Consider the following 23676-nt stretch of genomic DNA (forward strand, 5'->3'; position numbering starts at 1 on the left):
CTAACTCGATTTGTCCTTTTCCGTTTGACATCTTTTCAGTATGAAGACGTCTAAAATTAAAAACTTCTCGCTAATACCGACTTCTTGGTATTACCTCCCTAAGATTCCCATAACTGCTGTTTTTTATTTTCATCCATAGTGTTCCTTAATTTGGCTTTATATCCCTCTCTGTTTACTTTCCTGGCAAATGCTTTACTGATAGGTCTTTCAAGTTCTCTAGGTTCTTCGGTTACTGTATTCTTGATAGATTTAGATAGATCTAAATTTTCCGCACTAGGTTTTTTGAGGAGAGTATTCGCAGCCCTTGGTTTCCTTGCCTTTTACCTTACTAAGTACATTCCATTCTCTGCTTTTTACCTTTCTTTCTTTCTCGTTGCGATTGTTCCTATAGTTCTGTCACAGTTTATTGAAATGAAGCCGGTTGCTGTAAAATACACCCTATCAATTGAATTTGTTAGGAGAAGTTTGAGGGAGTTTTCTTGGTACTTAACCTATATTATAGGCATTTCACTCTTCACCAACATGATACCGATAGTAATTCACTACTACACCGGTTTATCAGTATATGATGAGGTGTTTTATTTCGTCATTGTATTTGTTATCTCTTCGATAGGTGCTTATTTTTCCAAGTTTATCAAAGGCAGATTACTTATCATGAGCTTTATGCTTTCATTGCTGATTTTGGCTCTCATGGGAACTGAATATTATGGCGGTGTCATGTACATCGCTTATTCTTTTCTCTATGCAATCGTATCCCCTAACGTGTCTTACCTTTACGCCAGGACTGTAAATAAGGATATTGATAAAGTGGCTGTAATATCATTAGTCGGCACTATAATTACCGCTCTGGACAACTTTATGGAAGGACTAGTTATAAACCTTGGCTTAACGTCTTTAATCTTTCCCTTAGCATCACTTTTCATGTTCCTCGGAGTGTTCAGTAAACTTAAAGGGTTAAGCTCAGAAAAATAAACCATAACTTTAGTATTCTATGTATCTTTTTCCCCTTTTAACATTGCAAATTACATTTGGGAGATTCAGGAATCCTTTGTGAATTGTAATATCTCAGTTGATTTAGCTTATTCAATGAAGAAATTATTGAATATATTTGATCGTTTGATGAGGAAATAAAGATAGCCAGTTTTTCAATCATTTGGTCTTTTCTAATATCACAAGTACAACCACTAATGATAGCAAGAATAAACTAATGACAACTATCGCCGTTGTTAAGTTTATACTCACATCCGTTACTGACGTGGTAGGTGGTGTTATACTCTGAATTAACGTGAAGTTACTATTAACATCGGTCGAAGTAACGTTAATTTGAGAAATATCTGCAGAATAGTCTATCTTCTCGACATACGGGGTCGACTCCTCTCCTGCGTTAGCGGCAATTACTTTTATCACCAGATATCCGTCGCTTAATGGTATTAATACCGATGTTTTTGTGGTATTTGTCACAAGGGTATTGTTAACATATATCAAGTAGTATTGAGCATACGGTGAGGGTGGCCAACTCACGTTTATGTAATTATTCTCAATCGTCACTGTAACGTCTGGTACTGCGGGTTTTATGTAATACGATACTAATGCACTTGTCGTAGTAATGCCAGCTTGGTTTATAGCCTCCAAAGTTACATTATAGACTCCGAAGGGTATCTTAAGTAGCACTGAGTAATTAGTTAACGTGAGGTTTTCAATGACTTTACCTCCTGAGGTCACAGTAAGGATGAACTTTGAGGGTTGGGTTGAATTCCATGATACTAATAAACCTTCTGCTAATTTACTAACTACGAAAAGTACCGATGCTTTCTCGACAGCAACAAAATCTACCTCGGCTTCGCTGCTGTTCCCTATCTGATTATAGGCTATAACCCCGACAGTGTAAGTCTTACCCGGAGTTAAATTAGTGAAAGTATAAGACGTTATATTCCCTAAGTTTTTAGCAAACGTAATATTTCCTCCCTTCATGAACAGATAATATCCAAGGATGGGAAACCCACCGTTAAAAGTTGTTTTCCATGATACTGTAGCATTTTTATCTCCTAACTTTACGTGAAGTATTGGAGGGTTTGGAACGGAAAATGGAGTCAAGACTATTATCTGTGAGGGTGTACCGTTACCTTGTTGGTTGAAAGGGATTATTTGGAAATAGTATTTTACCCCGTCAGTTAGATTAGTGAATGTATAAGAAGTAGAGTAGGTCATAACAGACCCCTTCTGACCGTCGCTGCTCCAATAATTTATGTAGTAACCAGTAGAAGCGTTATCAGACCATACGATCGTCGCAGTTTCGTTTCCTGCTGAGTAATACACTATTTTAGGGGCTGGAGGTGGTAATATTATTTTCACAGACTGAAACGCGTCTGTAGGTACTTGTGATGGTAATAAAGCTCCTCCTACTATATACAACGTATTGCCTAATTGTACGTAACCGCTGGACTCAGTAGGAACATTTTCAGTATACGTTGTGTAATGCCATGTATTGTTGTACAAATATGCAATAACGCCGAGTTGTATAACGCCGTAACTAAAATAATAACCTCCTACAAAAAATAACGTATCTTCGTAATAACCTACAGCTTCTCCCTCAATACCTGAAGCCAATGAAGGTAATGATACCCATGAATTATTGGAGGGGAAATACTCGTAAACTGATGCAGTAGTTGAGGCATACCCAATATATCCTCCTATTACGAACAATACTGACCCGTTGAAGTAATAACCAAAGTTAGAGAGGGGCTGGGGTGTCTTTCCTATTATTTTCCAACTTCCGTCTGAAAACGAGTAGACTTGTATTAGGTTTGAGGGAGGAGCTAAGTCAAGCCCGGTGAAATTAGCTCCTCCTATTACATAGAGCTGATTATCATAAATAAAGACTCCCTCGTCATAAACCGGTCGTGGCATAGAGTTAGAGACTATTACCCACTGATCTCCCTGAAGTTTCAATATGCCCCCGAATATCCCAGATATGTTAAGCCCTCCTACTACATAAATACTTCCGTTATATACTACAGCCCTAGCACCTATTAAAGGGAAAGGTAGACTAGGTCCTTGAGTCCACCTCCCATGCGAGTAAATAAATACCGCTGAAGAATATGAGGGACCTTGTGCCATTCCTCCTATAACATATATTGAATTGTTGAAGTAAACCACGGCCGGATCTTGAACTGCAATAGGCAAGCTAGGGAGGTCTTGGCACCTAAAGCTCACGTCAGAATGGGTTATAATAACCATATATATTGTTGGTATCAACAGTGAGAGAATTAAAAGAAAGGTTACTTGTCGTTTCCGCATTACTCGTTATATATTACCATGCTAATAATAAAATCACCCGTAAATTACTGAGTTAAAACATGTAATAAAGAGAATTTAGGTCTTACTTAAGCTTAAAAGATTTTAGAAATGATATAGTAAGTTAAGTTCTGCATTACCATTGCTAATTTTAGGAAATATGGATCCATCATCAATTTAGAAGAGACATATATTTCCCTCTTTCCAGTTCTAATAGCTTTAACAACGGCATTTGCTACTTTTTCCGGTTCAACAGCATATTTATCGAATATTGTCTCCTTAACATTCTTAAACGAAGGGTGAGAAGTGAAATTCGTTTTCACGGGCCCAGGGTACACACCACTCACCTTAACGTTATACTTCCTCATGTCAGCCCATAAGGCATTCGTGAAATGGGCTAGAGCCGCTTTAGATGCGGAATAAACTATGAGTTTAGGAGAGGCAACGTAAGCCGCCTCCGACACTATATTTACGATTGCTCCTCCTCTCCTCTTAACCATATCCGGTAGAACTGCCTTTGTAAAATAAAGAGGGGCAAGAAATAAGGTTTTGACCATATATTCCTCTTCCTCTAAAGAGGTCTCTAAGAAAGAACCATAAACCCCAAAACCAGCATTGTTTACTAGAACGTCTATTTTCCCGAACTTCTCTTTTACTTCTTTGACGACCCTAAAGTCTTCATCCTTATTGCTCACATCTATTTGGTATTTCACATCACCTACATCTGGTTGACTTCTAGATACGGAGATAACAGTATATCCTAGTTGTTTTAGTTTAATTGCAGTAGCCTTACCTATTCCCTTACTTGCCCCCGTAACGATCGCTATTTTCCGTTCTTCCACACTGATAATTTGAAGGTTAAGATGAAAAACTTTTACCTAAATTTTCAAGTTGAACGCATTCCTAAAGTTATTCTCTATAATTTTTGATAACTCCTCTACATCTATATCCTTAAGCTGTGCCACGAACGGGATAGTGTTAATTATATCAGTAGGCTCTAGGAGCTTTCCCCTATATTCATAACCGCCATCGCTTTCCGTTAGTAAGATCTCCACTGGAGCTTTTTCTATAAGCCTTCTGTGCTTCTGTTGAAACGTCACCGACGGGTTAACGGTTATGTAAAAACCAGCACCTTCAATGTCTTTTAGTAAGTCCTCGGGTCCTGAATACCAGTGGAAGATTGCCCTCTTGACGCCTCCATCAATTAGTACGTTGAATGCGTCCCTCCATGCGTCTAAAGCATGAACATTAATCAACTTATCATTCTCAGCTGCCTTTCTCACAAAGAAAGTAAAATAGGAGAGCTGTAACTCCTTGTTCGCTTTCGCAAATCTGTAGTCCAACCCTACCTCTCCTATAAAATCTGCTTTACCTATTAATTCTTCTATTTTCTCTAACTTCTCTTCATGGACTTTCCAAGGATGAATACCCACTCCAGTGAGTACGTTTTCTGACTTTAACGACAACGTTTCAACGGAAGACGCATAGTCCATAGATACACCTGCAATCACAAAGCCTTCATAATTTTTCTTTAGGTAGGAGTAGTGGCAATGAGCATCATAAAAACGTACTGCCTTCATAATTTAGATTGCGAAGATAAGGGATAAATACCTAACTTGTGCCAGAAAAAGAATACATTGTAACGTTTAGGTCTAGCTCTGAGGAGATGTTGAATATCTCAATCTTTAACGGTGATGAGATGTTGTATGCTCTAAAGTCCGAAAGCTTTACCCCCATCTTGTTGTAAATTACCTCTCCGTCACTTATGTTTATTATCTCAATAGAGAAAGGCTCCTGAGAGTATGAGCGGATCTCTACGTTATACACTCCTGATAATGGGTTTACTTTGTATACGTATGTGAAATTGGAAGAGTTCGAGTACAACAAGAGGGTCGAACTCTTCTCGAGGAAGTGTGAATACTTGACTTCCGTTAAATTGTTAACAATTGTCATATACGTAGACACCTTTGAAGGTAGTGATATGACTAGTTTATCTCCAATTACTTTTATGAAATGAAAGTATATACCAAAAGCCGTTAGCGAGGTTAAAATAACTAAAGTTATTCCAATTACTTTTCCTATCATGAAAAAATTGGTTAGACATGAACAGTTTATAAGTTAGACTTCACCTTATTACCAGCTTGATGTCATGTAATTAAAGTAAGGAAAACGATTAATAAAGATGCATATCCCATTATCATTCCCCACTGGGACGTAGACCTTATTCCGTATAAAGTGACCAAGTATCCCATAGTAATACTACCTATTCCACCTATTATGCTACCCAGATTGTATGCGAGGCCTGTCATTGCACCTCTGGCTTCGATCGGAACCGACTCAACAATTAGTAACGGTGCCAAAGGCCAAAACCCGGTAGATATCGTGTAAATCATTAAACCTAACGCTACATAGCCGTGAATTATATCTAACATTAAAGGTAAACCTATCATTTCGCCTATAACTCCGACAATAATCAACGACCTTTTACTGATAACGTCCGAAGCCCTACCGAATACTATAAACGAAATACCTAAGGCTATGTTAGAGACAGTCATCAAAACCCCTACTAATTTGTCTGAGATACCAATTGATGAGAGGAACTCGGGATATACGGCGAATATTGAGTAATAAGAGAAGAACATTCCTGCTATAACTATCGTGGACCTTATTATGACACTCAGATAGGGCTTTACGGTAATCTTTCTCTTTTTCGTGAATGTAGTCACGTCGCTTACCTTCGTTATTATATACGGTATAAGTATTAAGGGAAGGGCACCCGTAAGTAGGAATAATCTCCAGTCTTCATGCAAATATAAATAGGCTAATCCAGTTAATGCGTAACCTAATCCGTAACCGGCTTGTACTATCCCGTTAATCAACCCCCTCATCGAAGGTGGGGCGTTTTCATAAGCTATCACAGTACCCGCTGTCCATTGTGCACCCATAAAAAGTCCTTGTAAAGCTCTGGCTAAAAGCAATACATAAACATTGGGAGCAAATGCTAACATTGCCTGAAACGAGGCATATCCCGCAGTTCCTACGTTTAACACTATTTTCCTCCCCCTCATATCGGCTATCCTACCGAAAACGTAACCGCCAATTACCCTGAATATCAGACCTAAGGCAAATAATAAAGTCCCCGTCACAGTATTAACTCCGAGGCATGTGGATAAGTCCGTGTAAACGTAAGTGATTATCAGGAGATCGTATATATTACCAGCCCATGCGAATACCGATGCTATTGTTGAGTGAATCCATTTTTGCATGAGTATGCCTTATATTTATTGAAGTATTTTATTTGTAGAACTATAAAAATTGTAAACCGTGTTTAAATATACAATTACACTTAATCTTTCTATTACCGATTAAAGATATATCTGACGAACATAAAATTCGATTCGTGGAAATTGTAAAAAAAGAACCAGCGATAGCCAATATTGCACAATTACTCTTATTCATCGCGATGGAATTTGACGGAAGTAACGCATACCTTGAGTATTATTACACGATTCCAGCACTTATGCTACTATTCCTAAGCGGTGTACTCCTTATTAGTGATCTTAAAATTGATAATAAGGTAGCATATTACCTAGCCATTTCTGAATTATTTGTAGTTCCAGTACTCTATTTTGTAATAACCAGAAATGTAGTGTTCCTCATTCTTTACATACCGTTGCTCATAGGTTTTTATTACAAGTTATTGAAAAAAGTAACTCTCATTCTGTTCTTCGGAATCCCCCTCTTATTTTTACCTGATAGAACTTTCTTCGGTACTGACGAGATTTTGATAGGTTATTATTCAGCTTATTTGTTTATTCATCATCTAAACCCTTATAATTATTCTCTGACTTCTAACGTATATTCATTCTATAATTTAACGTATACTAAATATTTAATTGGAACCCCTTATACTACAGGAGGTTTCGTCACCAATTTAAATTACCCTTCACTTTTTTTCCTTGTAGAGATTCCGACAGTTATACTAAATATATCACCTAATTATGAAATTCTCATTTTTTACTTGTTAACAGGAGTTTTAATGTATTTAAACACTGATGAACTAACTTTTTTACTTTTTATATCTATATATTTACTAAATTATAACTATCTTTTTTATCCTCTAGGTGGAGTAGATGATATTATCTGGGTATTTTTTGTGTTATTATCTATGACTGTGAAAAACGCGAGGTTGAAAGGAGTTCTTTACGGGTTAGCGATTTCATATAAACAAGATCCATTAATCATACTTCCATTTTACTTGTTACACCTAGGTAAAGAGAGGATTAAATTCCTATGGTTTACAGGACTTACTTTTCTACTAATTAACGCATATTTCATTTACCTATCTCCATTTCTATTCTTAAACGACTTGTTGACCCCCCTAAAGGGAGGATTGATACAAATCGGTTACGGGATAGACGTAATCTCTATAACTGGGTTATATTACCTCTATCCGGCTTTTTTCACAATTGCCTCAATTCTGATACTAATTGTTGGATTATTGACTAATAAAAGATGGTACGGTGTAGTATATTTGTCATTCTCGTTCTTTTATAGGGTTTTATGGAATTACTTAATGTATTGGCCATTATTTTCTTATGTAGACTCTTTCCAAAATAACAAACTCCTTCTCGTAAATCCGAAAAAAGTCAGAAGATTGATCTTTGCTTTGATAATTTTAATTCTTCTCATATCAGGTATCTATTTCCATTTTAATTTTCTCAGTTACCAAAATTCAATTCACATGAAAGTCATCAAAGTTTTTGAGAAAGACGATTACGTATTTGCGTTCCTTATAAACGTATCATTCTACGGTGAGGGATCAGCCCTACCCCACTTCAGGATACTCCAAGACTCTCCTACAATAACTGCCAACGGACTTTTATGGTGTTCTAATTCAACTATTTTGAAGACGGGAGGGTCAGAGATTGTATATGTATATGCCCCATATCATTTTCTCTACATAAACATAAATAATACAAAAATCATTGAAATAAATGCATATTATTCAAATTATCAGGGATACGAACTATTAAACTTTAAAACTTGCTTATAAGTGAAAATTAATTATTGTTATTAATCTACATTTTTATCTTAATTTTTTGCTTAAAATTTCACATTTTATAGCCAGAGAGTGTTGAAAAATCATATATAGTATTATACTATCAACGTTTCATGAGCCGAATTGAACAATAAGACTATGACAACTTTTATGATATTTCTCTCCCTAGGAATGATGGCGCTGAGTGTATTCTTTTACTACAACGTAGGAACATATGCTTACGTAGGAAATTACAATGGTTGGCCGTTATATTGGTACTTCCCGTTCCTGCCTTCAATAGTGTTCTCGATATTAGCATTCTTTATTAGCGTAGCCTTAATTTTCTTGTCTTTAAGGCCTAAAGAAAGCGTGTTTAAACTTTCCATACTCATTACTTTCTTATTTATTCTCTTAAGCTTGATAGTAGCCAGATTCACTTTAGGCTTTACGCCGGAGAAAATTGTGCTAGAACTACCCTCCCCTACAGACGCGCAGTTGATTCAGTTACTTGCAGCTAGGTCATTACTCGAGGGTCATAATCCATATACGCAAGATTATGAACCACAGATGCTTTCCTCCTTAGCCCCTCAACAGTACACGTGGATCTTTAAACAAGGGACTAGTAATTACACACCCTCTACTATAGTCGGTTTTGTCCACAACTTTGACTACCTCCCTTCAGCCGCTCTATATTACCTGCCTGCTGTAGCCTTCGGCATTCCAGCAAACGTGTATAATGCAGGTATCCTAGCCCTTGGTTCCGCTCTAATTTTCCATAAACTGAAAGGAAAAAACAAGATTCTCTTCTCGTTACTAGCCTCATCGTTTATGTTCATGTATTTCGCTCCTCTTCTATTATATAGGAATACTCCAGGCTGGATAGTACCATTTGTGGTAGCAATTCTCTTTCCGGAAAACCCCTTACTCTCTGGGATCATGCTAGCTTGGGCATCAACTTATAGACTTTACGTGTTGATTTTCACCCTATTTTACCTAATCTTGATCTGGAAGGAGGGATATGACGTAAAAAGCGTGGTGAAATATGGTTTAATCACCGCCGTAGTCTTAGATCTTCCTTTTATCCTACTTAATCCTAAGGCATTCTGGAGGGATAACTTACTCCCATTCGTAGCTAATTTTAGGCCTTATGACGGAGGTCCTGGACTAATTTCTTTAACTTATTTAGGAATAGAAGTTACAAAGACATGGTCGTTCGTCGGCTTAATTATGATTATAGTTATTGGCTTAATCTTATCCTTGAGGTATTATGATACGCTGAGATACGGCATTCTGGCCTTTCCTTTGATATCATTTTTCTTTTATTATAGACCTTTACCGTCTTATTATATGTACTTTTTACCGTTGATATTTTTGGTTTACGTATTCATTGTGGAGAGAGGAGAGCTATCTCTGGACATATCAGAATCGGTTCTGACAAGAATCTCTGCATATTCTGTCGTATTAGGGTTATTATCTATAGTATACATGTACGGAGTCTATACCTTCGGGGTGATCTCTAACATACAAACTGCTTTTGCCCTTTTTGCCTTATTCATTGTCACTCCCTTCATGATATATTTCCGAAACCTAGTTTTCAAGATCTCTCCATATTTATTGTTCCTAATCATCCTCTCCTTATCGACCTTAGTCTTATTATTCATACCTTCTGAACTTCACGGTACGAATTTCATAGTAATGGGGCACGGCTACATCGGGGATGCAATGTTACTCCCTGATCTGGCTTCTCAAAGTATAATAAACGGTGTAAATCCGTACATTTGTAATTACTCACAAGTAATGAATTCCTTACCGTATTTCGGTTCACTTTACGAAATATTTCACTACTCTAACGATGTTATTAACATTTCACAATTACATGCATCTAAGGTTTTTACACCCTATTATACACCTAATGGTACTTACTATTATCATGGGCTACCGACAGAAAACATAACTTTTTATGATTACCCTCCGATGAATGCGATATTCTTAGTTCCAGCCCACGTATTTAACATACCTGTAAGGTTGTGGGAACTCTTAGTTTACATAATTATTATTATTTCCTTAATTTTCTTAAAGTTCATGAGGAGAGGAGATTGGGAGAAAGCATTAGCCTTAACTTTAATCCTAATGTCAGGATATTTCGTAACATCTTACGGATTCGTATTTCTACTGGACTCTACTTCGTGGATAGTTTTAATAATTCTGGGCTTGACATTTTACGAGTCCCCTCTAATTTTCGGATTGTTGACGGGGATGGCTGTAGACTCAATGCCCCAAGCTATAATACTCTTTCCTTACCTGCTCATCTACTTAAACACTAAATTCGGGGGGAATTACGTTAAGCGCTTTCTAATTACTTCAATCGTTATCTCAATATTACTACTCTTACCTTTCGTTATAACCTATCCTAAGTCACTCTATCTTATGTTGTTTCCAGTCCTTGCTAAATTACCAATGGTTGGTATAGGTATAGTTACGATAATAGGTATTTTCGTCTTTCATACGATCTGGCCCTTAACTCTATTCAAGCCTATACCTTACATTACGTTAGCTTTAACGTTAATAATCACCTACCTTTTTAGGAAGAGGTTAGAGGAGGTCAGCTTAATGATTCCAATATACGTGATACTAACTTTTACTAGGAGTTACCCAGAATATTTAATATATTATCCCTATATTGCATTCCTTGTTTGGCTAACAACTGAGGAAATAACGAGCAAATACAAAATAGAAGTTGGATAAGAACTTCAGGTAACTAAGGGCTTTACTTTTTCCCTTCTCTCTACACTGAACTTGTAGTTTTTAGCGAACATAGAACCCAACAATGTAAGTAACATCATCATGAAACCAAATAAGGCAATGTAATTAAATGCGGTGGATGACGGTGCGTATCCCATTACTAGTATCTGATTATTAACCATGACGATTATAGGGACTTGATATGCTTGCATTAAAGCAGTACCGACGACAGGACCTGCTGCCCCTCCTATTGTCCTCAGTAGAGTGTTCATGCCCATTCCGGTAGTTCTATACTGGTCGGGTAGTGATAAAGCTACCATATTTACTAATGGAAGTATTACCGCTACAAGTCCTAAAGAGGATAAGAAACCGTCAAGTAAAACCTCTTGTGACGTAGCCCTATAAGTCATTAACAAGATGTAAGCTATCATTGTAAGCAAACTACCTGTGACCAATAGAGGTTTGGGACCTATTTTAGGCATCATCCTGCCAAAAATAGGCCCAAATATGACCATACCTAACGCTACCGGAGACATCAATAGACCTGACTGTATTATTGAAAGACCTAGACCGTAGGGTTGGGGAAGTTGTGCATAATAAACAAGGAATATAAACACAGTGAACATGCCTACACCAGATATCAGGCCCACAATGTTAGCTACAGCGAAATTCCTTATCATAAATAAGTCCAGTCTGAGTAGTGGTTCTTTAGTTCTCCTCTCGTAAAGAATAAAAACTACATAGAGCATGAATGATAATAGAAGAAGTATCAAGTTTTCAGGATTGTCCCATCCCAGTGTAGGTCCCTCAGTTATGTATACGAGTAACATTACCGTTCCAAGTCCTATCAGAGATGCTCCTACATAATCAACTGCTTCTTTAACTCTATGCCCAGTGTGAGGCAAGTACTTTAATGATATTACAAAGATTATTAGTGACAAAATAGCTGCTGTGTGGAACGCATAAGTCCAACCCAGATCCTCTACTACATAAGACCCTATTAGGAGACCTAGGGCAGGTCCTATACCAATAGTTGCACTTAGAATAGCTTGAGCGAATGCTACCTTTTCTTTAGGGAATAAATCAGTCACTATTGCTATAGCAATAGGGAACATAGAAAACCCGACACCTTGTACAGCTCTAGCCCCTATAAGAACCCAAATATTAGGCGAAAACCCTGCAATCAAAACAGCAACTATGTAGAAAACTATTGCTACTACGTACATTTTCTTCTTCCCGTAAGTATCAGCTAATTTGCCCATTAAGGGAGAAGTGGCTGCGGCAACGATCATATAAGCAGACGTTATCCAGCCTGCCAGAGTAGTGGAGATAGAGAAATCATTTTCAATAGTGGGCAATGCGGGTATTACCATCGTCTCGACGTAATTAACAACTAACAGCATACTCGATAGAATAAGAAGTGTCTTAGATCTGATGTCCATAAAAGGAAGTCCGAGTGTCAAGATAAAAAAGTTTCGATATATCTTTTTACCTTAACTCCAAAGGTAGTCTACCCCTACTTTATCAAGTGATTTTAACCAATTGATAAACTTCTTCACATTTTCACCTTCAAAAATAGAACCGTGTTGTGGTGCTATGACTTCTATATCAAGTTTCTCCATAATTTCAATAAGGTGATCTAACGCCTTCTTATTTGCTAAATACCTCCTATGAAATCCCTCCATATATTTCACATGTTCTTCGAAATTCTGGACTATAAGGTACCACTTACCTTCGGGGAATACAGCGGCACCGAGGTCTCCTGAAAAGTAAACTTTAGATTTCACGTCATAATAATGGAAATTTCCGGGGGAGTGAAGAAAGTGAGCTGGAATAGCTCTAATTTCCGAATTGCCTAGCTTAATAGTAGTTCCCTCGTCTGGTATATCAACTATCCTGCCCTTTACATCGACCCCCAGATGAGGTATGAATCTCTCCCACAAAGCCGATACGTATATAGTAGCGTTAGGAGTCATATCCATCCAGAGGTTGAGAGAACCTATTACGTCTGGGTCTTGATGCGAGAATAGTATATACTTTATACTCTCTGGTTTCACAAACTCACTAGCATTTTGGAAGACCCTTTCGAACACGAAGTAGCCTCCAGGGTCTAATAGTGCTCCCTGATTCCCGTCTACAATTAAGTATTGGTTAGTTAGAATACCTTTCTCGTAATCCGATTCATCCAGACCTAGCCAAACAAACTTGTGATCTTTTTCCTCGTAGATGACATAAGGCTTGTGTACCCTTAAATTTTTACTCATTATGAATTAAAGCGTCTAACTTACTATTTAATCTATATGAAACAAACTGTGAATAAATCGCTATGAGTAGTTTCTTTTTAACGTTTAAATTGTATAAACGCGATCATTTTTTGTGTTAAGCACCGTTTATGCTTGCTTATAATTCATAACTTAAATATGTCAAATATTACTAAGCTTAAGATAGAGGCATAACCTTAACTGAACCAAACTCAAAGAGAATCAGAAATTCTTATATAGATTGTGAGAACATTGTTTAATTAATACCAGTCATGATCTCCATAGTAATTCCAGCATACAACGAGGAGAAGAGGATAGATAACGCGCTAAAAGAACTTACGTCGAGATTCCCTAACTCCCAGATCATAGTGGTATTTGAAGGTAACGATGGAACACCGGAGATTGTTAAGAGATATAGAAACGCTATCATAGAAATAAATAGAATGAGGCTAGGTAAAGGAGGGTCCTTAAAGAAAGGAATACAACTCTCGAACACCGAAAAAGTTTTGCTTATAGATGCTGACATACCAATTCCTTTGTCTAAAATAGATGATATGACTAAGATCAACGCAGACCTCGTGATAATAAACAGAGTGTTTAAAAACCAAACTAAACTAAGGAGGTTCCTTCACAATGGTTTCAAATTCCTGGTAAAATTATTCTTCCCCTCTCTTCGAGAAATTAAGGACTTCCAAGCCGGAGTGAAATTAGTAAGAAGAGATACTACGTTGAAAGTTTTGGACGAACTAATTATTAACGACTTCTTATTCGATATTAACTTAATTTATGCCTTTAAGAGAAGGGGATTTAAGATAGTTCAAATAACAGCCGAGTACATTCATGACGAAAATAACAGTAAGATCTCTAAGTCGTTATTAAAAGTCATCATATTTATGTTTCTGTCCCTTATTAAGCTGAGGGTTTATTACTCGCCTTTCCGAAAGGTGATTTACACTGAACCGTTCCTACACATACAATCTAAAATTATCGAGTTACTAAGACCGTAAAGAGTAAGAGTGGTAATAATTTTATTACGTAGTTGAAGTCAAGACTTATGTGTGGATATTAATAAAGTCCGGAAGTTTAAAATTGACACTTATTACTTAATCCTCTTCTTCTGGGATCTATTGTTATCATATATCCTTTTTAGAGGACATGTAATTTACGCTGGGGATCAAGGTTTTATTATCTACCCGCATATCACGTTTAACTACCTAGAATGGGGTGATGTAGTACCCTACACTAACTACCCTTACGGCTTCGTCCCAATAGTCGCTCCAAACTCATGGGTCTATTGGCTCACAGTACCTTTTGAGGTCTTTGGTTCATACGGCGAAGAGATATTTACCCTAGTGCTCATGTATATCGGGACATTGTTTACTTTCAAACTAGCCCAGATCTACTTCTCCAAAAGAGCGTCATTACTGGGTTCTATGATCTTACCGTCCTCGTGGTACCTCTTTTCCTCAGGTTCCATTTCCTCTTCTATTTTTTTCAATGATCTCTTTACTTATTTTTCATTACCAGTTCTCACTTATTTTGTGGTAGCTTATTCCAAGGGTAAGATTCCATTTTACAAATATTTCTTTGTATTCTCACTAATAGCATTCATAAGCCTTACTGCATCTGCTGACGTGATCCCGTTCGAATTCGTATATCTGATAATAATCCTTGTGTACTTTATAAGGAAGTTTAACGCTATAATAGCCTCTATCTTGTCAATGATCCTTGGTCAACTTTACTGGCTTCACTTAGCTGTAGCACCTACAGTATCATATTTTAGTGGAATAGCAAACACTTCCTTGTCTATATATACCGACCTTCAGACGTACACCCCTCTTAGCCTTACGATAAGAAGTCTGGGAGCTGTAAGCATTACTTATATCCCAAGTTACGTTTTACTGTTGTCATTAATTATTCCTCCCGTTTTAACACTACCCCTTCTGAAAAAGAGGAGAGATCTCGCGTTTTTCTACTTTATTTGGATACTAGGGGTTGGACTATTGTCCTCATATACTACCCCATTTAGACCTTTAATAGAATACGGTATACTACACAGCGGTTTGTTTGCCCCTTTTAGAGACTCACCGCTCTTTCTATCACCAATAATTTCACTACCTTATGCACTGTTATTTTCGGCTTTCCTTGAAGAGTTACTTAAGTTCAAAGCCGGGTTAATTGCCTCCCTTATGTTGTTCCTAGTTCTGAGTATAGTAATCCCTTACCCAGTCATAATATCTTATAACACTGGTAGGATTAGCATACCACAACAGTTCATAAAGACAATTACTTACCTTAATGAGCAAGATGGGGACTTCACTGTCCTACTTTTGCCGTTTCCAGTTTGCGGTTGGTACGGGACGAGTTGGTATTACGGTAATAACATATTCTTGTACTTTCTCAAAAACCCCTTACTCGCAGGCGGTACCTATTCGGGAGGAGAGTTTCGTGGACTTTCAACGAAATTAAACTATCTAATATACATTATTCAAGAGGAGAATAACGTTAGCCTTTCCTTACAGTCTATTAAAAATCTCCTCATGTTATTCAACGTGAAATATATTGTAGTTGAGGAAGATGCGCAGAACATCGGAATCGTGAATTTAGTTTATCTCCCACCTCAAAACTACACAGCGTCGCTAGGGATTCTACAAAAATTTGGTATAGTAAATTTAGTAGAAAATTATTCACCTTTCTTAATATACAAAGTTAACTTAAATACATCCTACGTCTACGAGACTAACAGCAGTAACATAACTCTTAACGAGAATTTGAGCTCTATTCTAAAACCAGTTGAATTTACCTTTAACGGTTATCAAATTACTTTCAACGTGAGTAACTCCAGACATATACTTCTGACATTTGCTTATTCTCCTGATTGGAAGATTCAGGGAAAAATGGGTTATAACATATGTGGGTTCATTATGTATAACGTAAGCGGTAACGGAAAAGTAACAATATATAACTCACTTACACCAAAGCTCTATTTGTCTTATGGTATAGCCATAGTATACCTAATAGTACTGTTCTTATACACCTACATCTTACGTAAGTACGGTTCGTCTCGGGTACTTTTCATCAGAGTTTTAAAGGTTTTCAGAGCTTTTCTTATTAAAAAATAAACTTAAAAAAGTTAAAACTTAAATTTCCTCATGGCAAAATTCCTCATAGTAGTCAAGTCCCAAGACCAGCTTAACGTAAATACTGCAGTAAATGTAGCTCAAGGGTTAAAAATGATGGGAGCACAAGACGTAAAAATAGTGTTTCTAGGTCCCGGAATTACAGCCTTATCAAAGAAGAACAACGTATCAGAAATAGTTTCAAAGGCTACCGAAAACTTAAAGAAAATGAACATAACCGTTTACGCATGCGAAATGGCTATGAAGAATTATAACGTGAGTAAAGAAGACTTAGTATACGTTAATGAAATATCGAGAGGAGCTGATGTAATAGTTAAATTTGCTGACAATGGGTATACTGTGTTAACTTTCTGACCTTTTTAATCTCATCTTCTTTTTGTTTATAACTTACGGATTTAACTTCCTCACGGGAAAATCTATTATGGGCTTACCGCTTGACGAAATATTGAAATATTACCCAGATGAGGATACAGTTAACCTTATAATCAATACATCATGCGATAAGGTCGATGACTATGTTAAAGACCCCAAGTTTTTCCATAAGTATTCTAAAGTCTTAAACAAGTTATTACCTTGTATTAGAGACGTAAGTGCCCTTTTAGAAAACTTAGATAAGGAACTGTATTTAGGAGATAAACTATCATCTTGGAGAGTAATTATATCGGCATTCAAAAAGGGCTTAGTCGATAAAGATTTCATAGATTCACGTAAGAATACATTGAGTCAAGTGCTTACGCAAGCTGAGGGGTGGGAAATAATTCTCGAAATCATAGACCTAGTTAGGGATAAAATAGAGGAGAATAAGAAAAAATTATACGAATTACTGCCTTCACATGAAGAGTTATGGGAAGTCGTATACAAAGGAGGAATTGCAATCCCTTCTCTCGTGCTTGAGGATCCTCATGTTAAGTCTGGCTCAATAAAGTCCAAATACTTCTGGAAATTCTTGCTCACAAGAAGAAAAGACGGAACGGTTAAGCAAATAGTTATTAACGGGCTTAAAAGGGGAAATTTAACAGCGTGGTATTACTCTCCAGAGTTCGTACGATCAGGTGTTATCTCAGAAAACGAAATTTACTCTAACTCCGCAGTCCTCCTAAACAAGATAAGGTCTAAGTCTACGTGGATGGTAATCACGAGGATTTCCCCTTTTCTAGAAAAGGATCTCATCTCTCAATACATAAGCATATTTTTCGAGAGACTCTTTGACGGAAAAATTTTCGTAAAACTATTGAAGAGCGGAATACTGACATCCGAGTACAGGGAGTATTACTTAGAGCTCCTTATGTTTGATCACAGAGCGTGGGTTTACGTGGATAAAGCTGTTAAGTATAACCTTGTGAGCAAAGAAGAACTCGAAATATTTAGGGAATATTTCGAATACTTCGTGAAAGTATTTCCAGACCTTAAGAGACATGAGAAAAAGATCAGGCAAGTATTAGGTTGGGCTTGAACGTCATCATCTGACTTCCTCCCCGCCAGCGAGGATTCCCTCCTCATCGTTCTCACCATCGATTCGGGATTACATCTGGTGAGCAGTCGAGTGGCTCAGAGAACTACTCCATTTGAAAGGGGGACTTTCATTGTCGAGCTCTAATCCCTTGAGAGAGATACTGATTGTTCCTCCCAAAGTCCCATTAAACTAGGGAGGAGCTTCATTAGTGTCACTAAGAGAAATTTTGGCAAAGAAGTATTTAAACACGGGGCTATCAATTCCTTAGCGAGGCTTTTCGCCCCAAACCCTCTTTCTTTGTGAAGGTTTCAATATCGCATTTTAATCACATCATTTTTTATAATCGAACCAAGAACCGTCGAGATAGTTCTTTAACCCAACTCGAGCCTCTTGATAGTGCTAGGTACGTAACCGGTGTGGGAAATAAACCCTGAAACGTCTACATCCTTTAATTTCATGACAACGACCTTACCTAACAGTCCTCCTAAGTCCACGTAGGAACCTGGAGGGGAATCTACCGGAATAATCCTCGCCCCGAGAATTTTGTTCAGGGTAATTCCCAAGGCTAGCACGTCTGATATAAGACCTATGACCTTGTCCATCCCTTGGGACTTACTCACTCCTACCATATCGATCCCGCTATTACAAACCGCTGATAAGGCGATGAGAGTATAAAAGTCTATATACCCTTCTAATGCTCTCTCGATCATAACGGAGTCCTCGCTTACCGGTATAAAGGTGCTACTGAGTCCCCCTACTGCCGAGGTAGCCATTGCACCTCCCTTCTTTACCGCATCCATCAATATCGCTAATGCAGCTAGAGATCCGTGACCTCCCATCTTCTCTATGCCCATTGCCTCTATAATCCCAGCAACACTGTCCCCAACTGTCGGAGAGGGAGCTAAGGACAAGTCCACGGTTGTGAAATTTATCCCCATCTTCTCGGCCACGCTCTTTCCTATCAATTCGCCCAGCCTTGTGACCTTAAACGCAGCTCTCTTGATCACGTCATGAAGTTCTTGTAGTGCTTTGGGATTACTCCTCCGTATTGCGCTTTCTATTACACCCGGTCCGCTAACTGCTATGTTAATAGTAGCTTCAGGCATCCCGAGACCGTGATGAGCGGAAGGTACGAATGGGGAATCGGGAGGTACGTTAGCCATTATCGTTGCCCTAGAAGATGAGGTAGGTGGCATGTTAAAGATTTCATTAACATACAGTTTTATTGCCTCCATATTCATCCCAGCAATAGTAGACGCAGCGTTTATCATGCCTGTCAGTCTGTGAGTATTGTTTAACGCTTTTGCAAAGGTCTTTAGGGTCTTTAGGGCCCCTTTAGTAAAACCTCTGTCAGCAAAGGCTGAATATCCACTTATATAGTCTATTTTGTAAATCTCAGCGAGTTTATCTAAAAATTTAGCTATTTCTATTCCTTCTTCTTCTGCTAAACTTTCTAGGAAGAATTGGATAGGAGACACTGCTACCCTCTTGGTCACTACCCTTATACCGTATTTCCCTGATACTTCATCCACGGCATAAGTGAACTTTTCTAAGGTTTGGTTTAGAGTCTCCAATCTCTTTATGGTTGACTCCAAGTTTCCTGTAAGTGCGAATAGTGTGTTCACACTCAATGTGACAGACCTTATGTCTAATTCTTCTTCTCTCAGCATTCTATAGACTTCGACAATTTCCTCAGCACTGTACCGCATTCTTCACACCCTTTCTATATATCTGAAGACCTCTTCATGGTAGGCTTGCACTTCTACTCCTAGTTCCTTACCCTTCTCTTGCAATTGCTTTCTTAACTCCGCTAGGGACACTTTACACTTCGATATGTCTACTACCATTATCATTGCAAATATTCCTCTGACTACGGTCTGTGAAATGTCTATTATGTTGGCGTTATTTTCCGCGAGCTTAGATGCGATCCCTGCTACTATTCCCGGTTTATCAGCACCGACCACAATGATTACAGCGTTCTCCATCTGGATTATGTATGAGTAGAGTAATTTAACTCTTGGGATTTTTTCCGTATATTAGTTCTAGAACTTATTTATAATTGTAGATAAATTGTGATATGTGCAATATATTATTAATTACATTTTAAAATTTGATTAAGGGTTCCTACCACCAACTCTGAGCAAAATATTTATACTATCCTGCTATATATATATAGTAGGAAAACTAAGATGAGGGAGACTATAGAGGTGACCGGAATTGCGATTCCTAAAGTATATAGCTATCAGTTGGACTTTATGGGGAGTATCTCTATATTTGTTTTCTCCATACTTAACTATTCTCCTTGAGAGTTCTATATCTTCTCCTTTTCTTATAGACTTAACATATATAATAAGTTCTATTGCTGGAATACTCTTTATAAATCTACTAAAAGTATTTAGAGACGAAAGCATCACTAAGATGTCAATAGTGGTTTCCGGACTAGGTCTCATCATACTCGGGCTGTCAAACAACGCTGTAAGCGCAATATTAGGGTTATTAACGTACAACACTTACTGGATCGCCGTACCGTTCTTCTATTACAATTTATCCAGAGCAGAGAAAGAGCAGTTCTCAAAGACTTGGGCAATTTCTATGATACCGGCACTGATATTACCTATTGTTGGAGGCTTAATATCCCTCCATATTGGAGTCAGAGCTATCTTCATAATTTCAGGGGTACTGATGATTTTGTCAGCAGTTCCGTTAACGTGGGTAAAGTTTAATATTGAGGGGGAGGGGCGTTCCGAAAATAGGGAGAGTTTAATTCCGCTTATCTTCTCCGTTCTTCCCTTATCTCTAGCCCTCCCCTTCTTATATGAGCTGAGATCCTTTGAGTTATCAACCGTCTGGCTGACGTACGAGATAGGGGAAGTAGTAGGTATATTGTTAACATGGATATCGTGGAGGAATAATAACTCCTTAGCTGTAGCGCTACTAATCTTTTCGACAGTGATCGTAAACTCCTTTGTAGCATTAGGAGGTTTTTACTATGGGCTATCGGAGGCTGTCCTGAGCTCCGGAGTAGGTAGCGTAAACCCCAGAAGCTTCAAGACTGCCATCAGAGTAGCTACTATGGAGGCTTCGCTATGGACAATAGGATACATCATGTCGTCTTTAGCCTACATAGTTAGCTACTCGCTGCCCTTTGTTTATGCAGGTCTTATAGCACTTCTATTTGCTTTACTGATAATGGCTAGAATTGAAAATAGGAGGGTTAGAATGCCTAGCCTAAGGGAAATCTATCTAAGTGTTTCTCGAAGAGTCAAACACGTGAATTATGAAGGAATAGATCCCTATTTTAAGTTTGCATAGTTTTTAAAGTGAAGGACTGTTTGTAAAGATAGATAATTTTTTCTCCTTCTAAATTCTATTCTTTCCTGATTTAAATCCTAGAACCTATTGAGCCTTTAAGTATAAGAAAAAGTCTAAAGCTCTTAATTTCTTAGTTTTATAAATAACGCTTATAAGTGTTGAATGAGATGCTCATTGAGTATGAAACTTCAATATGAGATACCGATAGCTATAGGTCTTTGGTGGATACCCGTCATAGGTCCTGCAATATTTGGAGCTGTTGACGCGTTTATAGAGAGAGACTTCAAAAAGGGCATAATATCTACAGCAGTATCTTCAATTTTGGCTTCATCATTTTACATTTACTTAGCATTTTCCGTAATAAGAGCACCTATATTAGGCAATTTACTACCGGTTATTACGGTTGTTATGTCTGCTGTAGGTGTTATAATATCATTAGCCACTGTATATCTACTATTGTCAAGACTGAGTATTACTTCTGTAAGCGGAAATGGAATTTATACGGAATTTTACTCTTCCAGTGTGGAAGAGGCGAAGAGTAAGGTCGAGAACCTTATATCTAGTTTAGGGATAAATCCCTCAGACTGTCCTAGTCCCTCCCTTGAACTATCGGAAGATAGAATTAGGACTACAATGGCATGCCACGGTTTAAAAATACAGTACGAAGTTACTCAGGAGCTAAGGGGGAAGTATAAAGTAAAGGTGTGGGTAAATAATAGTAATGAAGTGTAACAATTAAATCCGTTTGTCGAAAAATCAATTTATCATGATACTCCCTCATCAAGATATAAGGGAGTTATTAGGAAAAGTGATTATAAACTATTCAGAGCAAAACGTTAGGGAAAATGGTTACGATCTGAGAATCTGCGGAGATAATTACTACGAAGTACTAGGTAATGCAGAGTTACCAGAAAAGAAAAGCGAGATAAGGTCATTTCAATTTGATGAAGTTGCTAGATTGAAACCATTAAAAACGTATCTTTTTGAGACGTGTGAGGAGTTCAGAATGCCGGATAACTTAGCTGCCTTGCTTACGCTAAGGAGCACCATGGCTAGAAACGGTTTTCAAGCCCCACCTACAGTAATAGACGCGGGTTACCAAGGAAAAATCACAGTAGCAATAACCAGCGTGTACGAATCCTCTCTAAGAAAGGGTATGGCCACACATCACGTGATTTTCATGGAGCTAAAAAAACCTACAGAGAAAACTTATCGTGGACAATATCAGTTTGGAAAAATAATTTGATATAGACTAACCGAACCTCTCTAGCCATTTCCTATGATCTTCGTCCTTCTTCATTCTGGCGTGCCTCTTCCAATTACCGAACGTCTTACCCTTAATCTCCGCCTTGCATATCGGGCATACGTCTATTCCGGTCTTCTCAAGATGTATCTTTAAACTCCTCGTGTCCTTGAACTGGTTCCAATCTGGAAAGAATTGACTTGACATTTAGGTCTTTAAGGAAAGCAGAGAGAACCAATAACATCATATTATATTACGAGGAAGGACATTAATAAGTATTTCCTTCTCTTAAAAATTAGGAAAAGACAGATTTTTTATATTAGCTAATTGCGTTAATTGTGGAAAATTAATCTTTAACTAGCTAGAATTAAACTCATCAGATATTAAAATAAGAGATGGTATTATGGACTTTAAAGAAACCTAATATTGAAGTGAATATAGTCATCAGTTAACTTATCATCCCCGGCGAATCACAGAAGTCCTTATAATGAGCTGTAGAAGACGTTTTAAATAGGACTATCCCGGGCAAGATGCTTTTGAGTGGAAAGTAAGATAAAAAAGAGTTGTTACTTTCGATTTAGGTAAAGTCGTGACCTTTTGCGATTTCCTCTAATATTAGCTTCTCGATGATGACATTGAAAGCGTCGTCCAGTGATAACCCTTCGCTTAAAGCGTAAAGCTCAACTTGCCTTAAGATTTCTTCGTCCAAGGTAAGTGTAACTTCTGTCCTCATCAAAATTTCTATCGAATTTCATATATAAGGCGTTATCTATCCCTTACTCCTAAAAAAATAGGAATAGTTTTTCATGGGATAAAACTAAGACAAGCCAAAATCTTCTCATTTAAGTTACCTCTGATCTCTTCCTAAAATCACATATCCGCGGATGATTTTTAAATAATTACTTTGATACATGTATACGTATTACGTCATGTAGTGGTTTGAAATTCGGAAGTATTAGTTTAATTTTCGAACCGTATTCATTACTCTTTTTTACTTGTTTTTCAGATTAAAGAACCACGTAGGTAAACAATTAAAGTGATTTATTTTCATTGTTAATTCTAGATCTTGATAACAACATGGACTCCCTCGGAAACTTGTACGCGATTAAAGGAATTACTAACCTAACTTCCCTTATGAGATTTACACATGTACCGTAAAGACACTTTGTATGACGACTGGATTTATTTTT

21 protein-coding genes are annotated in these 23676 nt (G+C 37.6%); 10 read left to right on the forward strand and 11 right to left on the reverse strand.

Going from position 1 to position 23676, the window contains the following annotated elements:
- Positions 1-150: 150 nt before the first annotated feature.
- The gene (locus WIW72_RS03715) at positions 151-972 is read left to right on the forward strand and encodes a hypothetical protein (protein ID WP_337700023.1); all 822 of its coding nucleotides are present in this window, start codon (positions 151-153) and stop codon (positions 970-972) included.
- Positions 973-1149: 177 nt separating this feature from the next.
- Here the strand turns inward: WIW72_RS03715 and WIW72_RS03720 are convergent, their stop codons facing one another.
- The 5 genes from WIW72_RS03720 to WIW72_RS03740 form a co-directional block, all read right to left on the reverse strand.
- Complete coding sequence (locus tag WIW72_RS03720) at positions 1150-3213, reverse strand: fibronectin type III domain-containing protein (protein WP_337700021.1); 2064 nt, start codon at positions 3211-3213, stop codon at positions 1150-1152.
- 176 nt (positions 3214-3389) lie between these two features.
- Positions 3390-4136: an SDR family NAD(P)-dependent oxidoreductase gene (locus tag WIW72_RS03725; protein ID WP_337700019.1), complete on the reverse strand. Its 747-nt coding sequence runs from the start codon at positions 4134-4136 to the stop codon at positions 3390-3392.
- A gap of 36 nt (positions 4137-4172) precedes the next feature.
- Positions 4173-4874 (reverse strand): TatD family hydrolase, encoded by a 702-nt coding sequence (locus tag WIW72_RS03730; protein ID WP_337700017.1) that lies wholly within the window; start codon positions 4872-4874, stop codon positions 4173-4175.
- A gap of 31 nt (positions 4875-4905) precedes the next feature.
- Entirely contained in the window at positions 4906-5379 is a 474-nt protein-coding gene (locus WIW72_RS03735) for a hypothetical protein (protein ID WP_337700015.1), read from the reverse strand.
- Positions 5380-5441: 62 nt separating this feature from the next.
- Entirely contained in the window at positions 5442-6560 is a 1119-nt protein-coding gene (locus WIW72_RS03740; RefSeq protein ID WP_337700013.1) for an MFS transporter, read from the reverse strand.
- A 134-nt stretch (positions 6561-6694) separates the two neighbouring features.
- On the opposite strand from WIW72_RS03740, the gene WIW72_RS03745 reads away from it, so the two are divergent.
- Complete coding sequence (locus tag WIW72_RS03745; RefSeq protein ID WP_337700011.1) at positions 6695-8350, forward strand: hypothetical protein; 1656 nt, start codon at positions 6695-6697, stop codon at positions 8348-8350.
- Positions 8351-8530: 180 nt separating this feature from the next.
- Positions 8531-11080: a hypothetical protein gene (locus WIW72_RS03750; RefSeq protein WP_337700009.1), complete on the forward strand. Its 2550-nt coding sequence runs from the start codon at positions 8531-8533 to the stop codon at positions 11078-11080.
- A gap of 5 nt (positions 11081-11085) precedes the next feature.
- Here WIW72_RS03750 and WIW72_RS03755 read toward each other — a convergent pair whose 3' ends face one another.
- Complete coding sequence (locus tag WIW72_RS03755) at positions 11086-12519, reverse strand: MFS transporter (protein WP_337700008.1); 1434 nt, start codon at positions 12517-12519, stop codon at positions 11086-11088.
- 51 nt (positions 12520-12570) lie between these two features.
- Positions 12571-13341, reverse strand: coding sequence for an MBL fold metallo-hydrolase (locus WIW72_RS03760; RefSeq protein WP_337700007.1), 771 nt, complete (start codon positions 13339-13341; stop codon positions 12571-12573).
- Positions 13342-13610: 269 nt separating this feature from the next.
- Here WIW72_RS03760 and WIW72_RS03765 point away from each other — a divergent pair, with 269 nt between their 5' ends.
- The 4 genes from WIW72_RS03765 to WIW72_RS03780 all read left to right on the forward strand — a co-directional run bounded on the left by WIW72_RS03765 (position 13611) and on the right by WIW72_RS03780 (position 17931).
- Complete coding sequence (locus tag WIW72_RS03765; RefSeq protein ID WP_337700005.1) at positions 13611-14345, forward strand: glycosyltransferase; 735 nt, start codon at positions 13611-13613, stop codon at positions 14343-14345.
- A 51-nt stretch (positions 14346-14396) separates the two neighbouring features.
- Entirely contained in the window at positions 14397-16460 is a 2064-nt protein-coding gene (locus WIW72_RS03770) for a hypothetical protein (protein ID WP_337700003.1), read from the forward strand.
- 30 nt (positions 16461-16490) lie between these two features.
- Positions 16491-16832, forward strand: coding sequence for a DsrE family protein (locus tag WIW72_RS03775; protein ID WP_337700000.1), 342 nt, complete (start codon positions 16491-16493; stop codon positions 16830-16832).
- 67 nt (positions 16833-16899) lie between these two features.
- The gene (locus WIW72_RS03780) at positions 16900-17931 is read left to right on the forward strand and encodes a hypothetical protein (RefSeq protein ID WP_337699998.1); all 1032 of its coding nucleotides are present in this window, start codon (positions 16900-16902) and stop codon (positions 17929-17931) included.
- A gap of 371 nt (positions 17932-18302) precedes the next feature.
- Here WIW72_RS03780 and WIW72_RS03785 read toward each other — a convergent pair whose 3' ends face one another.
- Positions 18303-19640: a DUF711 family protein gene (locus WIW72_RS03785; protein WP_337699996.1), complete on the reverse strand. Its 1338-nt coding sequence runs from the start codon at positions 19638-19640 to the stop codon at positions 18303-18305.
- A 3-nt stretch (positions 19641-19643) separates the two neighbouring features.
- Positions 19644-19916, reverse strand: coding sequence for an ACT domain-containing protein (locus WIW72_RS03790; RefSeq protein WP_337699994.1), 273 nt, complete (start codon positions 19914-19916; stop codon positions 19644-19646).
- Positions 19917-20148: 232 nt separating this feature from the next.
- Between WIW72_RS03790 and WIW72_RS03795 the strand changes: the two genes are divergently transcribed.
- From WIW72_RS03795 to WIW72_RS03805, 3 genes are all read left to right on the forward strand, one after another.
- Complete coding sequence (locus tag WIW72_RS03795; protein WP_337699992.1) at positions 20149-21243, forward strand: hypothetical protein; 1095 nt, start codon at positions 20149-20151, stop codon at positions 21241-21243.
- A gap of 180 nt (positions 21244-21423) precedes the next feature.
- Positions 21424-21975 (forward strand): hypothetical protein, encoded by a 552-nt coding sequence (locus WIW72_RS03800; protein WP_337699991.1) that lies wholly within the window; start codon positions 21424-21426, stop codon positions 21973-21975.
- Between the two features lie 34 nt (positions 21976-22009).
- Positions 22010-22489 carry a dCTP deaminase gene (locus WIW72_RS03805; RefSeq protein ID WP_337699989.1) on the forward strand — a complete coding sequence of 160 codons (480 nt, stop codon included), beginning with the start codon at positions 22010-22012 and terminating at the stop codon, positions 22487-22489.
- Positions 22490-22495: 6 nt separating this feature from the next.
- On the opposite strand, the gene WIW72_RS03810 is transcribed toward WIW72_RS03805, so the two are convergent.
- Positions 22496-22693: a hypothetical protein gene (locus WIW72_RS03810; RefSeq protein WP_337699987.1), complete on the reverse strand. Its 198-nt coding sequence runs from the start codon at positions 22691-22693 to the stop codon at positions 22496-22498.
- A gap of 370 nt (positions 22694-23063) precedes the next feature.
- Positions 23064-23219, reverse strand: a complete 156-nt coding sequence (locus tag WIW72_RS03815; protein WP_337699985.1) for a hypothetical protein — start codon at positions 23217-23219, stop codon at positions 23064-23066.
- Positions 23220-23676: the final 457 nt, after the last annotated feature.

The sequence above is a fragment of the Stygiolobus sp. CP859M genome, from assembly GCF_037389975.1.
GTDB lineage: Archaea > Thermoproteota > Thermoprotei_A > Sulfolobales > Sulfolobaceae > Stygiolobus.